This window comes from Pseudomonas sp. (assembly GCF_050739655.1).
Classification (GTDB): domain Bacteria; phylum Pseudomonadota; class Gammaproteobacteria; order Pseudomonadales; family Pseudomonadaceae; genus Aquipseudomonas.
On the sequence record NZ_JBOIBY010000035.1, the window covers coordinates 1 to 18827 of the forward strand.

General features: G+C 59.4%; 12 protein-coding genes. 8 read left to right on the plus strand and 4 right to left on the minus strand.

Annotation, left to right across the window (positions count from 1 at the left end; all coding sequences use genetic code 11):
• Positions 1-769: 769 nt before the first annotated feature.
• Positions 770-1894 (minus strand): OpgC family protein, encoded by a 1125-nt coding sequence (locus ACRESJ_RS01620; protein WP_431756324.1) that lies wholly within the window; start codon positions 1892-1894, stop codon positions 770-772.
• Positions 1895-2145: 251 nt separating this feature from the next.
• Here ACRESJ_RS01620 and ACRESJ_RS01625 point away from each other — a divergent pair, with 251 nt between their 5' ends.
• Genes ACRESJ_RS01625 through ACRESJ_RS01635 form a run of 3 tightly spaced genes read left to right on the plus strand, consistent with a single transcriptional unit; the run spans position 2146 to position 4968 of the window.
• The gene (locus ACRESJ_RS01625) at positions 2146-2520 is read left to right on the plus strand and encodes a GtrA family protein (protein ID WP_431756325.1); all 375 of its coding nucleotides are present in this window, start codon (positions 2146-2148) and stop codon (positions 2518-2520) included.
• The gene (locus ACRESJ_RS01630) at positions 2517-3458 is read left to right on the plus strand and encodes a glycosyltransferase family 2 protein (protein ID WP_431756326.1); all 942 of its coding nucleotides are present in this window, start codon (positions 2517-2519) and stop codon (positions 3456-3458) included. Before ACRESJ_RS01625 ends, ACRESJ_RS01630 begins: the two co-directional genes overlap by 4 nt.
• A 1-nt stretch (position 3459) precedes the next feature.
• A complete protein-coding gene (locus ACRESJ_RS01635; RefSeq protein ID WP_431756327.1) occupies positions 3460-4968 on the plus strand; it encodes a glucosyltransferase domain-containing protein in 1509 nt (502 codons plus the stop codon).
• A gap of 24 nt (positions 4969-4992) precedes the next feature.
• On the opposite strand, the gene ACRESJ_RS01640 is transcribed toward ACRESJ_RS01635, so the two are convergent.
• Positions 4993-6612 (minus strand): FMN-binding glutamate synthase family protein, encoded by a 1620-nt coding sequence (locus ACRESJ_RS01640; protein WP_431756328.1) that lies wholly within the window; start codon positions 6610-6612, stop codon positions 4993-4995.
• 453 nt (positions 6613-7065) lie between these two features.
• Between ACRESJ_RS01640 and ACRESJ_RS01645 the strand changes: the two genes are divergently transcribed.
• From ACRESJ_RS01645 to ACRESJ_RS01655, 3 genes are read left to right on the plus strand one after another with little or no spacing between them, the layout of a single operon-like run.
• The gene (locus ACRESJ_RS01645; protein ID WP_431756329.1) at positions 7066-7491 is read left to right on the plus strand and encodes an NUDIX hydrolase; all 426 of its coding nucleotides are present in this window, start codon (positions 7066-7068) and stop codon (positions 7489-7491) included.
• Positions 7492-7514: 23 nt separating this feature from the next.
• On the plus strand, positions 7515-8153 hold the full coding sequence (locus ACRESJ_RS01650) for a LysE family translocator (protein ID WP_431756330.1): 639 nt from the start codon (positions 7515-7517) through the stop codon (positions 8151-8153).
• A 2-nt stretch (positions 8154-8155) separates the two neighbouring features.
• Positions 8156-8653, plus strand: a complete 498-nt coding sequence (locus ACRESJ_RS01655; protein WP_431756331.1) for an N-acetyltransferase family protein — start codon at positions 8156-8158, stop codon at positions 8651-8653.
• Between the two features lie 150 nt (positions 8654-8803).
• Here the strand turns inward: ACRESJ_RS01655 and metR are convergent, their stop codons facing one another.
• Positions 8804-9721, minus strand: coding sequence for a transcriptional regulator MetR (gene metR / locus ACRESJ_RS01660; RefSeq protein WP_431756332.1), 918 nt, complete (start codon positions 9719-9721; stop codon positions 8804-8806).
• Positions 9722-9829: 108 nt separating this feature from the next.
• On the opposite strand from metR, the gene metE reads away from it, so the two are divergent.
• Entirely contained in the window at positions 9830-12142 is a 2313-nt protein-coding gene (gene metE / locus ACRESJ_RS01665) for a 5-methyltetrahydropteroyltriglutamate--homocysteine S-methyltransferase (protein WP_431756333.1), read from the plus strand.
• Between the two features lie 123 nt (positions 12143-12265).
• Here the strand turns inward: metE and ACRESJ_RS01670 are convergent, their stop codons facing one another.
• Positions 12266-17506 carry a dermonecrotic toxin domain-containing protein gene (locus ACRESJ_RS01670; RefSeq protein WP_431756334.1) on the minus strand — a complete coding sequence of 1747 codons (5241 nt, stop codon included), beginning with the start codon at positions 17504-17506 and terminating at the stop codon, positions 12266-12268.
• 208 nt (positions 17507-17714) lie between these two features.
• On the opposite strand from ACRESJ_RS01670, the gene ACRESJ_RS01675 reads away from it, so the two are divergent.
• The gene (locus ACRESJ_RS01675) at positions 17715-18749 is read left to right on the plus strand and encodes an alpha/beta fold hydrolase (RefSeq protein ID WP_431756373.1); all 1035 of its coding nucleotides are present in this window, start codon (positions 17715-17717) and stop codon (positions 18747-18749) included.
• Positions 18750-18827 lie beyond the last annotated feature (78 nt).

An 18827-nucleotide genomic window follows, 5' to 3' on the forward strand; every position in this document is an offset into this window, starting at 1 on the left:
GCCCCCGGATGGGCACCGTAGCGAGGGAACACCGAGCCTAGGCGAGGTGCCGTACGAAAGGGGAAAAGCCTTTTGCTTACTTTTCGGCGTTTGGAAAAGTGAGTCGCTGTAAGAGCGAAACCGCCAGCGGCCGTTACCGCAGCAATGGATATGTACCCAAATCCAAAAAAACCGTCGCCTGACCAAAAGCTATCGCCAGCAAGCCGGCTCTTACGGATTTGGGTTGTACCTACGATCTAAATGCACACGCAAACCCTGTAGGACCAGGCTTGTCGGGCCGCCGCATCGCAGCGATGGACGTTAACGATGACGCTGGCTGCCTGAATAAACGCGGTGTCTGGATGTTTTTCGCGGGCAAGCTCCGCTCCTACAGGAAAAGCGTGCTCTGGCTCTGGCTTTTGATCTTGCTTTTGATCTTTTGCCCCCTCGGCAGGCCGAGCGTAGGTGTTCATCCGGGGGTTAGGCGCGTAGCGCCGTGTGGCGAAGCCGCACACATCGAGAGGAGGTGCAGCGCAGCAAACCGGAGGCGATGCCCCCGGATGGGCACCGTAGCGAGGGAACACCGAGCCTAGGCGAGGTGCCGTACGAAAGGGGAAAAGCCTTTTGCTTACTTTTCGGCGTTTGGAAAAGTGAGTCGCTGTAAGAGCGAAACCATAAGCGGCCGTTACCGCAGAAACGGATATGTACCCAAATCCAAAAAACCAGTCGCCTGACAAAAACCATCGCGAGCAGGCTCGCTCCCACAAGGGTTTCGGGGGACTCCCCGATTTCAGGCCGACACCACCTGCCTCGGCCGATTCAAACGCTTGTTGAACTCCAGCCACGCCCCCAGCAAAGCCATCAACCCGGCGCCCACCAGCGCGGTGAAGATCTGCATGGCGAAAGCATCGTCGGTCATGGCATTGACCATGTCCGCCAACGGCGCGAGCAGCACGCCCAAGCAGAAAATTTCCAGCGAAAACCGCCCCATTCGACAACTTTGCTGCGCCAGCCAGTTTTGCGTCCAGCCCGTATCGGGAAGCAGTTTTGCGGTGACGTAGGCCAGCGCCAGAAAGTGCAGCAGACGAACGGGCGACAGGTTGGTCTTGCTGATCGGATAGATCAGATCGCGCAAGCCCGACGGTATCAGCGCGTCATGAATCTGCGGCCAACGCCACAAGACAGCCAGTACCCCGGCGAGCACAACGTAGATCGCCGCCGTGACGAACAGCGGCTGACGCATCAATGGCCGGATCTCGGGCACGCGTGGGCGCTGTGAGTGAATCGCCGCTGCGCCGCCGAGGATAAACAGCAGCTGCCAGGCGACGGGATTGAAGTACCACACGCCGTCCTTGATCGCGGCCAGGTTCCAGCCGGCCAACGGCACCATCAGGTACAACGCCAAAGACATCGCCACCACCACCCAGGCTTTGCGCACCAGCAAGGGCAACACCAGCGGCAGGCCCGCCAGCAACACGATGTACAGCGGCAGCGGGTCCATCAGGTTTGGTTTGAAGCGCAACAGCAGTTCATCGATCAAGGCCTGTTGCGGGTCGCTGATGAAGTGGTGCATGCCCATTTCTTCCACCAGATCACGGGTTTCCACATGGCTGTTGGCGAAGAACACGATGCCCATCAGCATGGCCAGCAAGAAGATGTGCACCACATACAGGACCCAGGCCCGGCGCAGGATTTTTACGCAGGTGATCAGAAAGCCTTCTCGCGCCAGGACTTTGCCGTAGGCGAGGACGGCGGCGTAACCGGCCAGGAACACGAAAACCTCGGCCGCGTCGCTGAAGCCGAAGTTACGCAAGGTGATTAAACCCAAAGGGTTGTGGGGCACGTGATCCCAGAAAATGAAGATCAGTGCCAGACCGCGAAAAAAGTCGATCCGGTGATCGCGCGCTAACGTCATGACGGCAGGCTCGTAAACGGTATTGAACAAAGGAGTGGTCGAAGGGGCCATAGGTTACACGCCGCTCATCGGCGGCGCGCAGGGTGGACTGATTCGTCCTCAATTGCAAAACCTGGGTATTTCGGAATGTCTCCTGGCATGGCTCCAGGGCGATTACCGCTGGTCCGAAAGGCACGCGAGCCTGCGATTTCTGACAGTAGACAAGCTCAAATACTTAGGAAGTCGCAACGTTCCAGTAAAGGATCGTCAGCATGAGACATTTATGGCGGGGGCTGTCCAGCTATACGGTGATCGGGGTCGCCAACACCCTTATTCACTGGCAGATCTTTTTCCTGCTCAGCGTGGCAGGCGGCTTCAGTCAGGCTGTCAGCAATCTGTCGGCATTTTGTGTTGCCGCCTCTTTTTCCTTCTACATGAACGCGCTCTACACCTTCGACAGCAAGGCGTCGGTGGGTGGCTACCTGTTGTTCATGGCGGCGATGGGCGCGTTGAGCTATGGCGTCGGCTATGCCGGTGATTTTTGGCGGTTGCATGGTCTGCTGACCGTCGTGCTGTTTTCAGCGCTGAGCCTGGTGCTCGGCTTCCTGTTTTCCAAGTACGTGGTGTTTCGCGAGCGTGGCGTATGAAGGTTTCGCTCATCGTCCCGGTATTTAATGAAGAACAGGCGATCAACCTGTTTTATCAAGCGGTGCGGCGTGAGTTGAAACTGGGCGACGCCGAGGTCGAGATCGTGTTCATCAACGATGGCAGTTCCGACCGCACGGCTGAGCAGGCCGCGGCCCTGGCGCAAGCGGACGATCAAGTCATGCTGATCAATTTCTCGCGCAACTTCGGCAAGGAGCCGGCACTGTTCGCCGGCCTGGAATATGCCACGGGCGACGCGGTGATCCCGATGGACGTCGACCTGCAAGACCCGATCAGCGTCATCCCGCAGTTGATCGAACAATGGCAAAAAGGCGCCGATGTGGTGCTTGCCAAGCGTCGAAGTCGATCCGCCGACAGTTACCTCAGGCGCCACAGCGCATCGATTTTCTACCATGTGCTCAACCGTATCTCGTATACCCGAATCGAAGAAAACGTCGGCGATTTCCGGCTCATGGACCGCAAGGTGGTCGATGTGATCCGTTCGCTGCCCGAACACCAGTTGTTTATGAAAGGCGTGCTGTCGTGGGCTGGATTCAACACGGTGGTGGTGGAGTACGAACGCCCCGGACGCGTCGCGGGCAACAGCAAGTTCAACGGCTGGAAATTGTGGAACCTGGCGCTGGAAGGCGTGACCTCGTTCAGCACCGTGCCGTTGCGGTTATGGACTTACGTGGGAGGCGCTGTGTCGATCTTTGCCGTGCTGTACGCGGTGTACATGGTGCTGGACAAGATTTTCTTCGGTAACAGCGTGCCGGGTTACCCGTCGCTGATGACCGCCATTCTGTTTCTTGGCGGCGTGCAACTGATCGGCATCGGCATCCTCGGTGAGTACGTCGGCCGGATTTACATCGAGGCCAAGCATCGCCCGCGTTATGTAGTCAAAGACATCGTTGGCGGCAAAGACCGGCACGAGCGCTGACATGAGCCGCTTCAGCGATTTCTTTATCAAGGAATTGGGGCGACGGCAGGTCTGGCTGTTTTTCCTGCTGGCGACGCTTCTGTACGTCTTGCCCCTGATCCTGGCCGACTATCCCTACATCGACGACAACTGGCGCTCGCTGTCGGCCGGCATGGCCTGGGCCGAACAGGGCCGGTTGTTCGCACAACTGTTCTTCAACGCGCTGACCTTCACTGATGCAGCGCCGAACATCTTTCCATTGCCATTGTTGATCGCCACGCTGGCCATGGCCTTTGCGCTGACCAGCCTGACCTTTCATTACTTCCGTCAGCCGACCCTCGCGTGCTGCATGGTCCTGCTGCCGCTCTGGTACAACCCGTTCTTCCTGCAAAATCTGTCTTATCAATATGACGGCGCGCCCATGGCGTTGAGCGTTGTCGCGGTGATTTATGCGATCACCTTTCGCCACCCACGGCGCAGTGTTCAATGGCTGGTGCCGTCCTTCCTCCTTGCGCTGGCGCTGGGGTTGTATCAGGTGAGCCTCAATGTCTTTCTGGGCCTGTGTTGCCTGGAAGTGCTGAGGGCCGTCCATGACAAATTGGCCTGGCCCGAGTGGCGCGGTTTGATTGGCTGGAAGTTTGCCCAGATCGTTTTGGGTGGGTTGATCTACTGTGTCAGCGCCCTGCCATTCATGGGCCGGGGCCGCGCCTCGATGTTGAACCTGGCGGCGCAGCCCTGGTTGCAAATCCATACCAACATCGACCGTGTACTGGAAAAAGTCGTGCTGCTATTCCACGGCGGTTTTGTCTGGGTGTTCGCCGGGCTGTTGTTGTGCGCCATTGCCGGTGCTGTGGGCCTTGGCATCAATGTGGTGGAGCGTGAAGACAGTGGGGCGAGGAAATGCCTGATCGGCCTTCTGTGTTTGCTGACGGTGCCGGCCGTGGTGGTATTGGTGTCCGGCATTGCCCTGTTGTTTCGCGATTTCAACGAAGGCGCCCGAACCTTGATGGGGTTTGCGGTGTTGCTGGTGCTGCTGTTCTATTTGAGCCATCTGGCGCTGGCGTCCGTGCATGAGCGATTGCCGCTGTTATTGATGGTGCCGCTGTTGGCCATACTGTCGATTTCGTTCGCGTATGGGCGAGTGCTGACGGTGCAGAAAACCTTCGCCACCAGCGCATTGTTCAGCCTGGGACACGACATCGCCAGCCAGCAGCCGCTGCGCGACGCCAAGCGCATTTACATGTCCGTGACCTATTCCGATCATTGGCTGGCAGGGGCGGCGGGTACCTTCAAGCGCATGCCGGTGTTGCACTATCTGCTCAATGTCGACTTTTACATGCTGGCCGAGAATCTGCCGAAAGTCGGCATCACCAACGTGGTGGCGGAAAGGGAGCGGCGCAATGCCACGCGGGTTGGATACCAGGGATATTCACCGCTGGTGGACAGTCAGTACTACCGGATCTACCTGATAGGCGATTACGGTTTTATCGTCTTCAAGGAGCCGGCCCCGATCAAGTCGCTTCGTTGGTGAAGCGCCCTGTCGGGGCCGTCAGGGTCAGGCAGCAACCTCTTCGTTGGGCTCAAAGCTGTCCGCCCGCGCCATCTGCCACATCCGCGAGTAGAACTCGCCATTGACTTCACCGGTCAGCAATTCCCCCGGTTTCAAAAACACATGCAGCTGCGAAAACAGCTTGATCTCGGTCGCCGACATGCGCCGTACCAGATGCTTGGCCGATAGCTGCGATGGATGTTCAAGACCCGCTGCAGCGAGCATTTCCGCCAGGCCCTTGAGGGTGTTGCGGTGGAAGTTGTAGACGCGCTGGGCCTTGTCCGGGACCACCAGCGCGCGCTGGCGCAAGGTGTCCTGGGTGGCGACACCGGTCGGGCATTTGTTGGTGTGGCAGCTTTGCGACTGGATGCAGCCGATGGCGAACATGAAGCCACGCGCCGCGTTGGCCCAGTCGGCACCGATGGCCAGGACGCTGGCGATGTCGAAGGCGCTGACAATCTTGCCGCTGGCGCCCAGCTTGATCTTGTCCCGCAGGTTCAGGCCGACCAGGGTGTTGTGCACGAACAACAGGCCCTCGCGCATCGGTACGCCGATGTGGTCGGTGAACTCCACGGGCGCGGCGCCGGTGCCGCCTTCCTTGCCATCGATAACGATGAAGTCCGGCAGGATTCCGGTTTCCAGCATGGCCTTGGCAATGCCCATGAATTCCCACGGGTGACCCAGACAGAATTTGAACCCCACCGGTTTGCCACCGGACAGCTCACGCAATTGCTGGATGAAGTGCATCATTTCGATCGGTGTGGAGAACGCCGTGTGGCGTGAAGGTGAAACACAGTCTTCGCCCATCAGAATGCCGCGGGTTTCAGCGATTTCGCGGGTGACTTTGTGCTTGGGCAGGATCCCGCCGTGACCGGGTTTTGCACCCTGGCTCATCTTGATTTCGATCATCCGCACTTGCGGCGTCTGCGCTTGTGCGGCAAAGCGTTCGGGATCGAAGCGGCCGTCGGCGGTGCGGCAACCGAAGTAGCCACTGCCGAGCTCCCAGGTCAGGTCACCGCCGTGTTCGCGGTGATAAGGGCTGATGCTGCCTTCGCCGGTGTCATGGGCGAAGTTGCCGAGTTTGGCGCCCTGGTTCAATGCACGAATGGCGTTGGCGCTGAGCGAGCCGAAACTCATGGCCGAGATGTTGAACACAGACGCGCTGTACGGTTGTGTGCACTGTGGCCCGCCGACGGTCACACGGAAACTGTTCGGGTCGCTCAAGGGCGCCGGGCGCATGGAGTGGCCGATGAATTCGAAGCCCGACTGATACACGTCGATCAGCGTGCCGAAGGGCTTGTCGGCGCTTTCGTTCTTGGCCCGGGAATACACCAGCGAACGCTGGGCGCGGGAGAAGGGCAGGGCATCGCTGTCGGATTCGAGCAGGTACTGGCGGATCTCCGGGCGAATGCCTTCGACCAGATAGCGAATGTTGCCCAGGATCGGGTAGTTGCGGCGTACCGCGTGGGGGCTTTGCAGCAGATCGAACACGCCGATCAGGCTCAGCACGCCGGTGACGGCGGTGATTGGCCAGAGCCAGTCATGTTCGAGGAAAGGCAGGCTGGCGAGGGTAAAGATCACACAGGCGGCAAAGAAGGCGTAGCGGCTCAGGAGTGACAGGCTCATACGGTTTCCTTGGGTTCGGATTCGGTCAGGCATTTTGTGCCTGCAGAAAAATCAAAGCAGTTCTGACTGGATCCTTGCTGGAGCAGTCGCTGAATCTCACAGGGTAGACGCTGGCGCAACAGGACAGTGTGCGATCGCTTTCGAGCTGGCCATTAAAACGTATTTCGTCGGCCACGACATTTACACGAAGGTATTGCAGGCTCCCACAGTGGTCATGGGTCGGTCACAGAATCTGCAATCAACCGAAAAACAGTGTGGGAGCTAGCCTGCTAGCGATGACGGCGGCATATTCGACATTTTCTTTGAATGTGAAGCCCCTATTGCTAGCAGGCTAGCTCCCACAGGGATTTCCTGAGGATGCAAAGGTTGTGAACGACACACATCCTGGCGTGGTCTTTGATCGGACGCGGCAGGCGTGTGATCCTTGCCGCTTTTGAGTCGAAGGCCCGGTTCATGTCCACGTCCAACCCTGCACTTATCCACATCGCCGCCGCCCTGTTGATCGGTCCTGACGGCCGAACCCTGCTGGTGCGCAAACGCGGCACCACGGCGTTCATGCAGCCCGGCGGGAAGATCGAAGCCCATGAGTTGCCCGTCCACGCGCTGGCCCGTGAGCTGGAAGAAGAATTGGGGCTGGTCATCGATACGCGCCAGGCTGCCTTCCTCGGGCAATTTTCTGCCCCAGCAGCCAACGAACCCGGGTATGTCGTCAAGGCCGAAATCTTTCTGCTGAGCATCGATGCCGAGGTCACCCCGGCCGCCGAGATCGAAGAAGTGCTGTGGATCGATCCGGCGACTGACGGCAACGTCCATTTGGCGCCATTGACACGGGACCTGATCCTGCCGTTTTATCGAGCTTCGCTGACCGCGACCGCTTGATCATTCACGCAAAGGACTTCGCCATGATCCCGCTTCAGGACCTGCTGATTTTCGCCGCCGCCGCATTGCTGATGGTGCTCACGCCGGGGCCGAACATGATTTACCTGATCTCCCGTTCGATCTGCCAGGGGCGCAAGGCGGGAGTGACCTCTTTGCTGGGCGTGGTCGGCGGGTTTTTCGTTCATCTGTTCGCCGCTGCAGCGGGTTTGACCGCGGTATTTTTGGCGGTGCCGATGGTTTATGAAGTGTTGAAGTGGGCTGGCGCGCTGTACTTGTTGTGGCTGGCCTGGCAAGCGGTCAAACCTGGTGCGCGCTCGCCCTTCGAAGCTCAGCAACTGCCGCCGGACTCGTCGCGCAAGCTGATTACCATGGGTTTTCTGACCAGCGCCCTGAACCCGAAAATCGCGGTGTTCTACCTGTCGGTGTTTCCGCAGTTCATCACGCCCGAACACGGTTCGGTGTTCACCCAAAGCATTGTGCTGGGCCTGACCCAGATCAGCGTCAGTTTCAGCGTCAACCTGCTGATCGCGATATTTGCCGCAGGCATCGCCTCGTGGTTCGTCAACAACCCGACCTGGCTGGCCTTGCAGCGCTATTTCATGGGCTTCGTGCTGTCGGCGCTGGCGCTGCGGTTGATGCTTGAGCAGAAACGGATGGCCTGAGCATGTGGATCGAGCGGTTGGATGCCAACCATGCCCTGGCGTATCGGGCGTTGATGCTCGAAGCCTACGACCTGCACCCGCAGGCCTTCACCTCGAGCGTGCGCGAACGCGCAGCGATGCCGCTGAGCTGGTGGGAGTCGCGCCTGACCGACAAGCTAGATGTGGTACTCGGCGCGTTCGAAGCGGGCCAGTTGGCGGGTATTGTCGGGCTGGCGTTCGAACCTCGGGAAAAGGCCAGGCACAAGACGACGCTGTTCGGCATGTACGTTTCGCCGACAGTCCGTGAGCGTGGGGTGGGTTATCAACTGGTCCAGGCGGCGTTGGCCGAGGCTCGGAATCATCAGGGGTTGCGCCTGATCAAACTGACCGTCACCGCCGGCAACGATGCCGCGCTGAACCTGTATCAACGCTGCGGTTTCATCCAGTTTGGCCTGGAGCCGATGGCGGTGCGGGTGGGTGAGGAATACTTCGACAAAGTTCACATGTGGCGCGAGATCTAAGGGACAACAGTTGATCGTTCCCACGCTCTGCGTGGGAACGCAGCCCGGGACGCTCTGCGTCCCAATCAAAAGCCGAACGCGGAGCGTCCGTTGAGGCATTCCCACGCAGAGCGTGGGAACGATCTGACAATCCCCTGTAGGCACAGGTTTTCAGCGAACCGCGCTAACCCCATCCAGCGTCGAAAACGATGTGTCCTTCGCCGTCAGCAGAAAGTCGCGCATGTACGGCGCATCCAGCATGTCCGCCCGAATGGCCGCGTACAGCGTCGCGAACAAACCTTTCTCGCCCAGTCGCTTGGCCTTCACGTAACCCCGTGAACTGTATTCATGCAGTGCCCAATGGGGCATGCCGCACACGCCACGACCGCTGGCCACCAGTTGCATCATCATCACCGAGAGTTCCGAAGTGCGAACTTGCGCCGGTTCGATATCGGCCGGTTCCAGAAAGCGGGTGAAGATGTCCAGCCGGTCGCGTTCTACCGGGTAGGTGATCAAGGTTTCGGTGAGCAGATCTTCCGGGACGATGTAGGGCTTGCTCGCCAAGCGGTGCTGGTTGGCCACTGCAAGCATCGCCTCGTAGGTGAACAACGGCACGTAAGTGATCCCGACCAGATCCACAGGGTCGGAAGTCACCACAAGATCCAGGTCACCGCGGGCCAAGGCCGGCAGTGGGGCGAAGGAGAAGCCAGAAGCCAGGTCCAGCTCGACTTCCGGCCAGGCGTCGCGGAACTGGTCGATGGTTGGCATCAGCCACTGGAAGCAACTGTGGCATTCGATGGCCATGTGCAAGCGCCCGGCGGTGCCACCGGCCAGGCGAGCGATGTCACGTTCGGCGGCGCGCAGCAACGGCAGGGTGGCGTCGGCCAGTTGCAGCAGGCGCAAACCGGCGCTGGTGAAGCGCACCGGTTTGGTCTTGCGCACGAACAGCGGCATGCCCATGCGCTCCTCCAGTTCCTTGAACTGGTGGGACAGCGCCGATTGGGTCAGATGCAGGCGGTCGGCCGCGTCCACCAGGCTATCGGCTTCGCGCAAGGCGTGCAGGGTCTTGAGGTGACGGATTTCAAGCACCGAAGGGGCTCCATGAGGAAAACTTGTGATCAACACGAAAAGGTTGAGTTTGTCTCATGTTGGGTTGACTGTCGACAATAGCGCCATCTTTTATGGAGAAACTTCACCATGGCACTGGCCCACACTCTCGGCTTCCCACGCATCGGCGCCGACCGCGAACTGAAAAAAGCCCTCGAGTCCTACTGGAAGGGCGACATCGACCAGAGCGCGCTGAACAACGTGGGCCGTCAATTGCGCGCCACCCACTGGCAGTTGCAGAAAGACGCTGGCATCGATTTGCTGCCGGTCGGCGACTTCGCCTGGTACGACCAGGTGCTGACTCACTCCCTGACCTTCGGCGTGATCCCCGAGCGCTTCGACAGCACCCGGGACGAGCGTGGCCTGCCGACCCTCGACACGCTGTTCGCCATGGCCCGTGGCGCCACCGCGAGCTGCTGCGGCGGTTCACACGACAAAGTGCAATACGCCCAGGAGCTGACCAAGTGGTTTGACACCAACTATCACTACCTGGTCCCGGAATTCAGTGCGGACCAACAGTTCAAGTTGAGCTGGGAACAACTGTTCGACGAAGTCGAAGAAGCCCGTGCGCTCGGTCATGACGTCAAGCCGGTGATCATCGGCCCACTGACTTACCTGTGGCTGGGCAAGGTCAAAGGCAATGACTTCGACAAGCTCGACCTGCTGGAACGCTTGCTGCCGGTGTACAACGAAATCCTCGGCCGCCTCGCTGCCCAAGGCGTGGAGTGGGTGCAGATCGACGAACCGATCCTGACCCTCGACCTGCCGCAGGAATGGAAAAACGCCTTCGAACGCGCCTACCACATCCTCCAGTATTCGCCGCTGAAAAAACTGCTGGCGACTTACTTCAGCGGCCTGCAAGACAATCTGGGCCTGGCGGTGGGCCTGCCGGTGCAAGGTCTGCACATCGACGCGGTGCGTGCGCCTGACCAACTGCTGCATGTGCTCGATCGCCTGCCGACCTACAAGATTCTCTCGGTGGGCCTGGTCAATGGTCGCAACGTGTGGCGCTGCGAGCTGGAGCCTGTTCTGGCACAACTGCAATTTGCCCAGGAGCGTTTTGGCGACAACTTGTGGGTCAGCAGTTCCTGCTCGCTGTTGCACAGCCCGGTGGATGTGGAGCGCGAAGACAAACTCGATCCGGAACTGAAAAGCTGGCTGGCATTCGCCGTGCAAAAGTGTGGCGAAATCGCTGTACTGCGCGATGCCCTGAACGATCCGCAGGCACCCGCAGTACAAGCAGCACTCACTGAGAGCCGCGCCATTGCCGCCGGCCGCGCACAGTCCTCACGTATTCATAAAGCCGATGTGCAGGCGCGTATCAACGCTATCGATGCCAAGGGCAGCCAGCGCCAGTCGCCGTTTTCCCAACGCATCGAGCAACAGCACGCGCGCTTGAAACTGCCGGTGTTCCCGACCACCACCATCGGCTCGTTCCCCCAGACCGCTTCGATCCGTCTGGCTCGGCAGTCCTTCAAGCAAGGCAAGTTGTCGGCCAATGATTACAACGACGCCATGCGTCACGAAATCCGCCATGCGGTGCAGACTCAGGAGTGCCTGGGTCTGGACGTGCTGGTACACGGTGAAGCCGAACGCAACGACATGGTCGAGTACTTCGCCGAGCAACTGGACGGCTATCTGTTCACCCGCTTTGGCTGGGTGCAGAGCTATGGTTCGCGTTGTGTAAAACCGGCAGTCATCTACGGCGACCTGAGCCGTCCGAAAGCCATGACGGTCGACTGGATCACCTATGCGCAAAGCCAGACCGACAAGGTCATGAAGGGCATGCTCACCGGGCCCGTGACGATGTTGATGTGGTCGTTCCCGCGTGAAGATGTGTCGCGCAAAGTCCAGGCGCAGCAGCTGGCGCTGGCCTTGCGTGACGAAGTGGTGGACCTGGAAGCCGCCGGTATCAAGATCGTACAGATCGACGAAGCAGCGTTCCGCGAAGGCTTGCCGTTGCGTCGTGCGCAATGGCAGGAGTACCTGGATTGGGCGGTGCAAGCGTTCCGCTTAAGCGCCAGTGGCGTACGTGACGAAACCCAGATCCATACCCACATGTGCTACAGCGAATTCAACGACGTGATCGAGGCCATCGCCGCCATGGATGCCGACGTGATCACCATTGAAACCTCGCGTTCGGACATGGAGTTGCTGGAGGCTTTCAAAGCGTTCGACTACCCGAACGACATTGGCCCGGGCGTCTATGACATCCACTCGCCACGGGTGCCGGACACCACCGAGATGGTCAGGCTGATGAGCAAAGCCGTTCAGCGCATTCCGGCCGAGCGCTTGTGGGTCAACCCCGATTGCGGCCTGAAAACCCGCGCCTGGCCTGAGACCGAAGCGGCGCTGGTCAATATGGTGGCGGCAGCCAGACAGCTACGCAGTCAATTGGCCTGAACACTTCCCCTGTAGGAGCGAGCTTGCTCGCGAAGGACGTCAACGATAACGCTGGCATCCAGACACCACGCGGCGCTCTCTGATTTTTCGCGAGCGAGCTCGCTCCTACAGGGTTTTGTGTTTTCAGAGTCCGGAGAAGTGTTTGACCCCAAACGGCTTGCCAATATCGCCGCGCCAGATCGGCACGAATGCTGCCCCGCTGTTGGCCTCAGCCTGCTGCCATTTCAAACCGAGGTTGCGTTGCTCCGGCAATTTCAGATGACCTTTGACGAAGTCGTTGAATGCGGGCTTGGCCGAGGTGTAGTGAAAGTGCGCGTACCAAAGGGTTTGCGCAGGCTTTCGGCTCAGATCGCGCACTTCATACTCCTGTAGAAAATCCCTGCGTCCATCCGGGCGTTTGCCCAAGTCCCGCAAGCCACCCTCCTTGCGAATGTCCACCCTCTTTTGCTCCAGAAGGTAGTCCAGATACCCCTCAGTCGGCGTTCTGCTGTTCAGGGTCTGCTCGATTCGCAGTGTGCGTCCGGCGCGCGTCAATTCAGCCGCGCGAGTGCGCAATTGCATAACGATCGGTTCCTCGGGCGACAACCGTTCGATGTTTTGGGCGCGGGTGGTCAGTTCTGTGGCTTCGCTGCTCATCATGTGCTCAAGGTCGCTGGGCAACATATCTCGGCGTGCGTGGCCTTCGACTTTGCTTTGGTAGGTATCGACTTCGCCAAGGCGTTTGCGTGCTTCCGCCAGCATGGGCCTGACATCGCCGGGTAGCTCCGGTTGCGTCGTAATTGCAGGTTCGCTGAGGTGGTATTTACCGCTGGAGCGGGGCAGCCAGGTTTCTGTGCGGCCATCGACACCTTCAAGCGTGAAACGCTGTTGTTTGGTCACGGTATCGGTACTGGCTTCGCCGATCAGCAGCAGGTTGTCTTCGGTCTCGAACAATTGTTTTGCTGAGCGTCCCTCGTTTGGCGCGACGGTTGTCCGGTTCTTGATGCCCTTACGGGCGAGCTCTTCCATCTGTTCCAGGCTGTCGAGAAAAGTGCCAACCTGCTCCAGGTCCAGATGTTGTGGATAACCTAGTGACCAGGCATTGAGGTTACGGCGAAACTCGGCGTAAACCGCGAGGCAGTCTTCGAGCACTTTGTTGCGCTGGGTGAAGCTTGCACGCACTTGTGGCAGTTGATATTGAGTCAGCAGGGCGCGGCCGAGCTTGGTCCGTGCCATTTTCAACTGCACGTGAAAGTAAGCCCAGGACAGATCGTCCACTGCCTCATAGCGGCTAATGACCTCCAGCGTATGCGCAGTCTTGAGGTAATGGTGATTGGCGTCGTTGACCTTTTCGTTCAAGGTCGCCATATCCAGCGCCATTTTCGATTTTTGTGTGCGGTTGGTGATCCTCCGGTTCCATCGGTTCGCGTCTTCGGAAATGGCGCGAAGCTGATCCAGATCCGTGAGGAAGGCGTTGCGTACCTCCTTGCGTTGCGCCATCAGTTGCAGGTGGGGAGCGATATCGTTGACCGGTGTGGTATCCGAGCGGGCAATCAGCTGATCGATACGGTCCAGGTATTCCAGCATGCGGTCTTGAGTCAGGCTGGTTTTTCGTAACGAGCGGTCGACGATGATCCAGGCGCAACGACTTTGAATGTCTTCGATCTGCGCGCGCTTGCGACCATGACTGAATGACATCAGCTCTTCCAGATTCAGGTAAAGGGTCTGGGCAAGCTCGATGTCATTCGCGCAGACGGTCTCGGCACCGGCCCGCAGGGGCTGACGCTGATTTCGCGGTTGCCCGAAATAGTGTTCCAGGGTGCTGTTGCCGTTGTGGGTTTGGGTGTCGAGCCTTCGACTATAGGCTTCGGCCGTATTGGTCAGTGTCAACTGGCGACGCAAGGCACGATCCGTCCACCAGCGCGGCAGCCAACGCCGAATGGCGGCGGGCCAGAGCGGGTCCAGGCCATCGGCCATGTGCCCCAGTACTGCGCCGCCACCGGCTCCACCGTCCGCTGTCACGGTGCCGTACACCGCGTAGTGAGTGTTCCAGTTGCCGGTTTCATCCATCGCGATGGGTTGTTTGTAGAGGCGCGTCGAAGTACCGCTCAAGCGCCACTGATGGGGATTGGTCCTCAGTTCTATTTGGTAGACGCGCCCGTTGCTGATCATGAAATCGCCGTCGGCGTGACGATAAACGTTGCGATAAATACCTTCGCGGCCAGGTTGCAGGTCGGTGAGGGAAATGTCGCGCTCGAATTCATAGCCCCTGAAGCGCTCGAGGGCATGTCTGGCCTGTTGTGGCGTCGATACCTGAAAGGCCCCTGGCATTTTTGTCATCGTGCGCAATTGGCGGCCGCGAGTGGCGGCTTGAGCTGCGCCGGTAGCTACGCCGACGCTGGGAAGAACGTCCATGGCGGCGTCGATCAAAGACAGCAGCACGGCTTCCACTTCGGCCAGGCCATGACCGACATCACCACGCAGGAAGGCCGCGACCGCCAGGTTGGCGCTGTTCCAGGCGTCGTACAGGGCAATGACGGTACCGACGAAGGGCACTACGCCCAGCGCCATTTTCAGATAGTTGAACATGGCGCCGGAGCGCAGTGCGACGTGCTCCAGATACAAGGCATCGTTGGAGCGCGATGTCGTGCGATGCGCTTCCAGCAGGCGGCCCATGTGAACGTTGAGCAGGTGTGCGGCCAAGGACGTGGTGGCCGGCCAGGCTGCGCCGACGCCGATCAGCGCATCGAACTTTTTCAGCCGGGCCTGGTTGATCCGGCTGACATGGTGGGCAAATTCCCCCGTCAAGGCGCGACCGGCCAGGTAGTCGACCATCGTGCTGTGCAGGCTTTGGTTGAACAGGCTCATCCTGGCCTGTTCCAGGCTTTTGAACTGCCGCACAAAGATTCCGTCCGGGCTGTCGGGCATATAAAGCAGAGTCAGGCCGCTGATTTGCTCGACGATAAAGGTAACGCCGGACAACGTACTCGGCCCTTCACCCGGCGTGTCTTTTCCCCCCGCCGACAGGTGTGCCGGCAACAAGGCGATGCGCTTGCCGTTGGCGGTATAGGCTTCACGGCTGCTGGCATTGCTTGCGATCTGCAGCACCTGCCAGCCGGCGTCATCGATGTGTTTGGCCAGCACGGCGAATTCGCCTTGCAACTCCAGCATCAAGCGCCATGGCTCGCTCAGGCATTCCTGTCGATATTCCTTGCTGAACACCGAAGCTGCCTGGGTGCCAAGGAAGGTCTCGCGGATCAGCGTTTCATATTTCCCGGCCAGATCCAGCTCGGTGACCAGTTTGCGCAAGTAATCCAGGGTGATACCGGTTTTCACCTTCAGCCGCTGCCCCGCATCAGCGCCGCTGACTTCGACCTGCATCAACGACAGGCGATTCCACATGTCTTGATCGATATTGCTTTGCGCCAGTTCGGCGAGGGTCAACTTGCTGCGTTGCTGGCTGGGTACCAGTACATTTTTTTGCGGCGTACCGGGTGCCGCACCCGCAATTACTTCTTTTCGCCAGCTGGTGGTGTCGGGGATGTCCAGCAGCACCTCAACGTTTTGCGTGAGCGCGAAGTCTTTACGCAGACGGGTGTCGATCGCCTTTTTGCTGAAGGACTCACGCAGCGGCAGATCCCGTTCAAGCAATTGCTGGGAGCGCTTCATCGCCGCGATGTAGGAGGTGAACAGTGCTTTGAGTCGGTCGCGTTGAGCAGTGGACAGTGCGTTTAGCGACGAGGGCAATCCTGTTGCCAGCTTGGCGCTGCGGACTTGCTCGAGGATTTGTGCGAAGGCCAGCTCCCGCGCGGCTGGGTTCGGGACGGTCAGGCGGGCGAGGGTCTGTTCGCGCAGATTATCCAGTTCCACCGCCCGTTGGACGGCATGGGAGGAAAGTGGCTTGGTGGTAATGATGTGCACAACTTGCTGCACACAACTGTGAAGCTGAATTTGCAAGGCGTACTCGAACGGGTTGCCAGCCAGCGGCAAGAGCTGCAGCGTTCGCGCATTGTCATAGGCCGACAACCTGAACAACTTCTGCTCCAGCGCCTGGCGTGAAGCGAACCGTTGCAGGCCACCGAAACGTCCTGGCCAGTAGAGCAACAGACTGTCGGTGGCCGATGGCAGCAACGCTGATGGACGGGCAAAAACCAATACGCCATCCAGCTCCTGGGTCTGGGTAGTCGTGGTGTCACCTTCGCTGTCAGTCGATGACAGTTCCAGTCGCGCGACCACCACATCGGCCGGTCGAGCTTGATCGGGAGCATCGAGCACCGTGGTGATCAACCGTTGTTCATCGCTGCTGATCTGATTCAGAGTCAACTGGAGGTCGGCTTCGGCACGCAGGCCGCTCAGGCGCGCCTGATGAAGTGCGGCGTAATGCGGCCCTTTCTTGTGACGCAGTTCCAGTAACTGCTGTGCATTGTCTGTGTTCAGCAGCGCGCTGGCTGCGTCGGTGCTGGCCTGCTCTGCAGCTCGCAGTGCGTCGAATCGCTCTTGCAGCCGTTGCAGGGCTGGACCGTCGGGGGCACCTTGAGAGTCCAGCCCCGGCAGGCTCTGCAGCGCCGCTTGCTGCTGCCGCACCGCGCTGTGCCGCAGGCCGAATGGAATGTCGGGGCTCAGTTGGCCAAACAGGGCAATGTCATCGTTTGCCTCCGGCATTGGAAGGTCAGCAGTTGAGGCAAAAACCGTTTGAAAGCGTTGCCGGTCGGCGGCAGGCGTGGCTAAACGCGCCAACAGGGATTCGGCGCTTTTCGTCAGCTCAGGTTTGTCGAGCGCGGTGTAATTGACCCTGACGCTGCTGGCTTGCGGAGCAAGTTGCTCAAGCAGTTGCGGCTGCTGGATCAACCAGTCCTCCATGCTGTTGCGACCTTCAAATGTCATCCAGGGCACTTGTCGAGACGGCAGATACAGCATCTGCGTAACCGGTTGGTCGGTATTGCGGGTGATGACCAATGCGCCCGGCAATTGGGCGGACTGACCGCTGGCGCCCTCGAACGAGAGCGTTTCGACGTAAAACAGCACATCGCTTGTTGTTGCTTGCGCTGGTGGATTGACCAGGTCCAGCAGGACTTTGATCTGTTCGGCATTCAATGTACCTTCGGCGAATGCCAGGTGGCAGGACGCCTCGAAATGCTGGCAATACAAGCTAATAGCCTGTGCTTTGCGTGACACATCCGTGCCCCGCGCACGGGCCTGCCACCAGTCGGTGTTCAACGGCGTTTGCGGGTGCTGCGCCATGAGCGCAAGCCACTGATCACGGCAATCGTTGCAGCGCGCCGAAGCGCTCAGGTACAGGCTGTCGTTCGTGTTTGCGGGCAATGGATGGACGAGGCCGAAGTCGGTGGGTATTGCGGTCGGTGTTGCGAGTGATTCGTCGAGCATGAAGATGGGCTCCAATGGGTGACTGGGTCAGGGCCATTAGAGGTCGGTCGAAGAGGGGGGTGGTGGTACATAGTTATCGCACGCTGCCGCGTGAGCCCGGATGACCGCTCGGCACCCTTCATCAAACTGTCATGGAAGTGTGGCAGCGCGCTTGAACAAACTTCATCAGACTCGCGCTCTACTGGGGTTCTGCGTTTCGGTGTTTTTCATGTGCGCAAGATTTTTATCGGCAGCGGCTTTTCTGGGCGCGCTGTTGTTCAACCTTCCGACTTTTGCGGCGTCTCGGTGTGACGTCAATGTGCCGACCGAACGGGTCGATCTGGATCAGGTGAGCCTGGCGTACCAGAGCATTGGTCGCGCGTCTGATCCGGCGTTGTTGCTGGTGATGGGCCTGGGCGGGCAGTTGATTCACTGGCCCGACGAGGTGGTGGTCGCGCTGTGTCAGCAGGGTTTTCGGGTGATTCGCTATGACAATCGGGATGTCGGCCTGTCGACGTGGCGCCAGGCACCGGTCGAGGCCAACCTGACGTTCGAGGTGCTGCGCTACAAACTCGGCCTACCCGTTTCGGCACCGTACTCGCTGACGGATATGGCGAGCGATGGCCTGGGCTTGATGGATGCGTTGCACATCGAGCAATTTCACGTGCTGGGCGCGAGCATGGGCGGGATGATTGCCCAGCATATGGCGGCCATGGCGCCGCAGCGGGTTGAAAGCCTGACCTTGATCATGACCACTTCTGGCGCTGAAGGCTTGCCTGCACCGAGTGCGGCGCTGGTGCAATTGCTCTCGCGTCGTGGTGCGCCCAATCGTGAAGTGGCTCTGGAGCAACAGGCCGACTTGCTGGCGGCGTTGGGCAGTCCGATGGTCATTGATGATCGACAGGCGCTGTTGCAGCAAGCGGCGCAGTCTTATGACCGGGCGTTCAATCCCGAGGGCGTGAAGCGTCAGATCATGGCGATCCTGGCAGAGCCAAGTCGTGTGGCGCTGCTCAATCAGCTGCGTGTGCCGGCGCTGGTGGTGCATGGCACGGCCGATCCGCTGTTGCCGGTGATGCATGGCGTGCATCTGGCGGCGCATTTGCGCGGCAGTCAGTTGAAGTTGATTCCGGGGTTGGCCCATCGATTCCAGGAGGCATTCAAGGCGCCGTTGCTGGCGGCAGTGTTGCCCTATTTGCGAGAGCACCGCGAAGACACTTCGCACTGGGCACAGATCGAGCCGGTGGTCGATCGCAATCTCCTGTAATCGTATCCCTCTGTAGGAGCTGTGTAGGAGCTGTCGAGTGAAACGAGGCTGCGATCTTTTGATTTTTTAAAAGCAAGA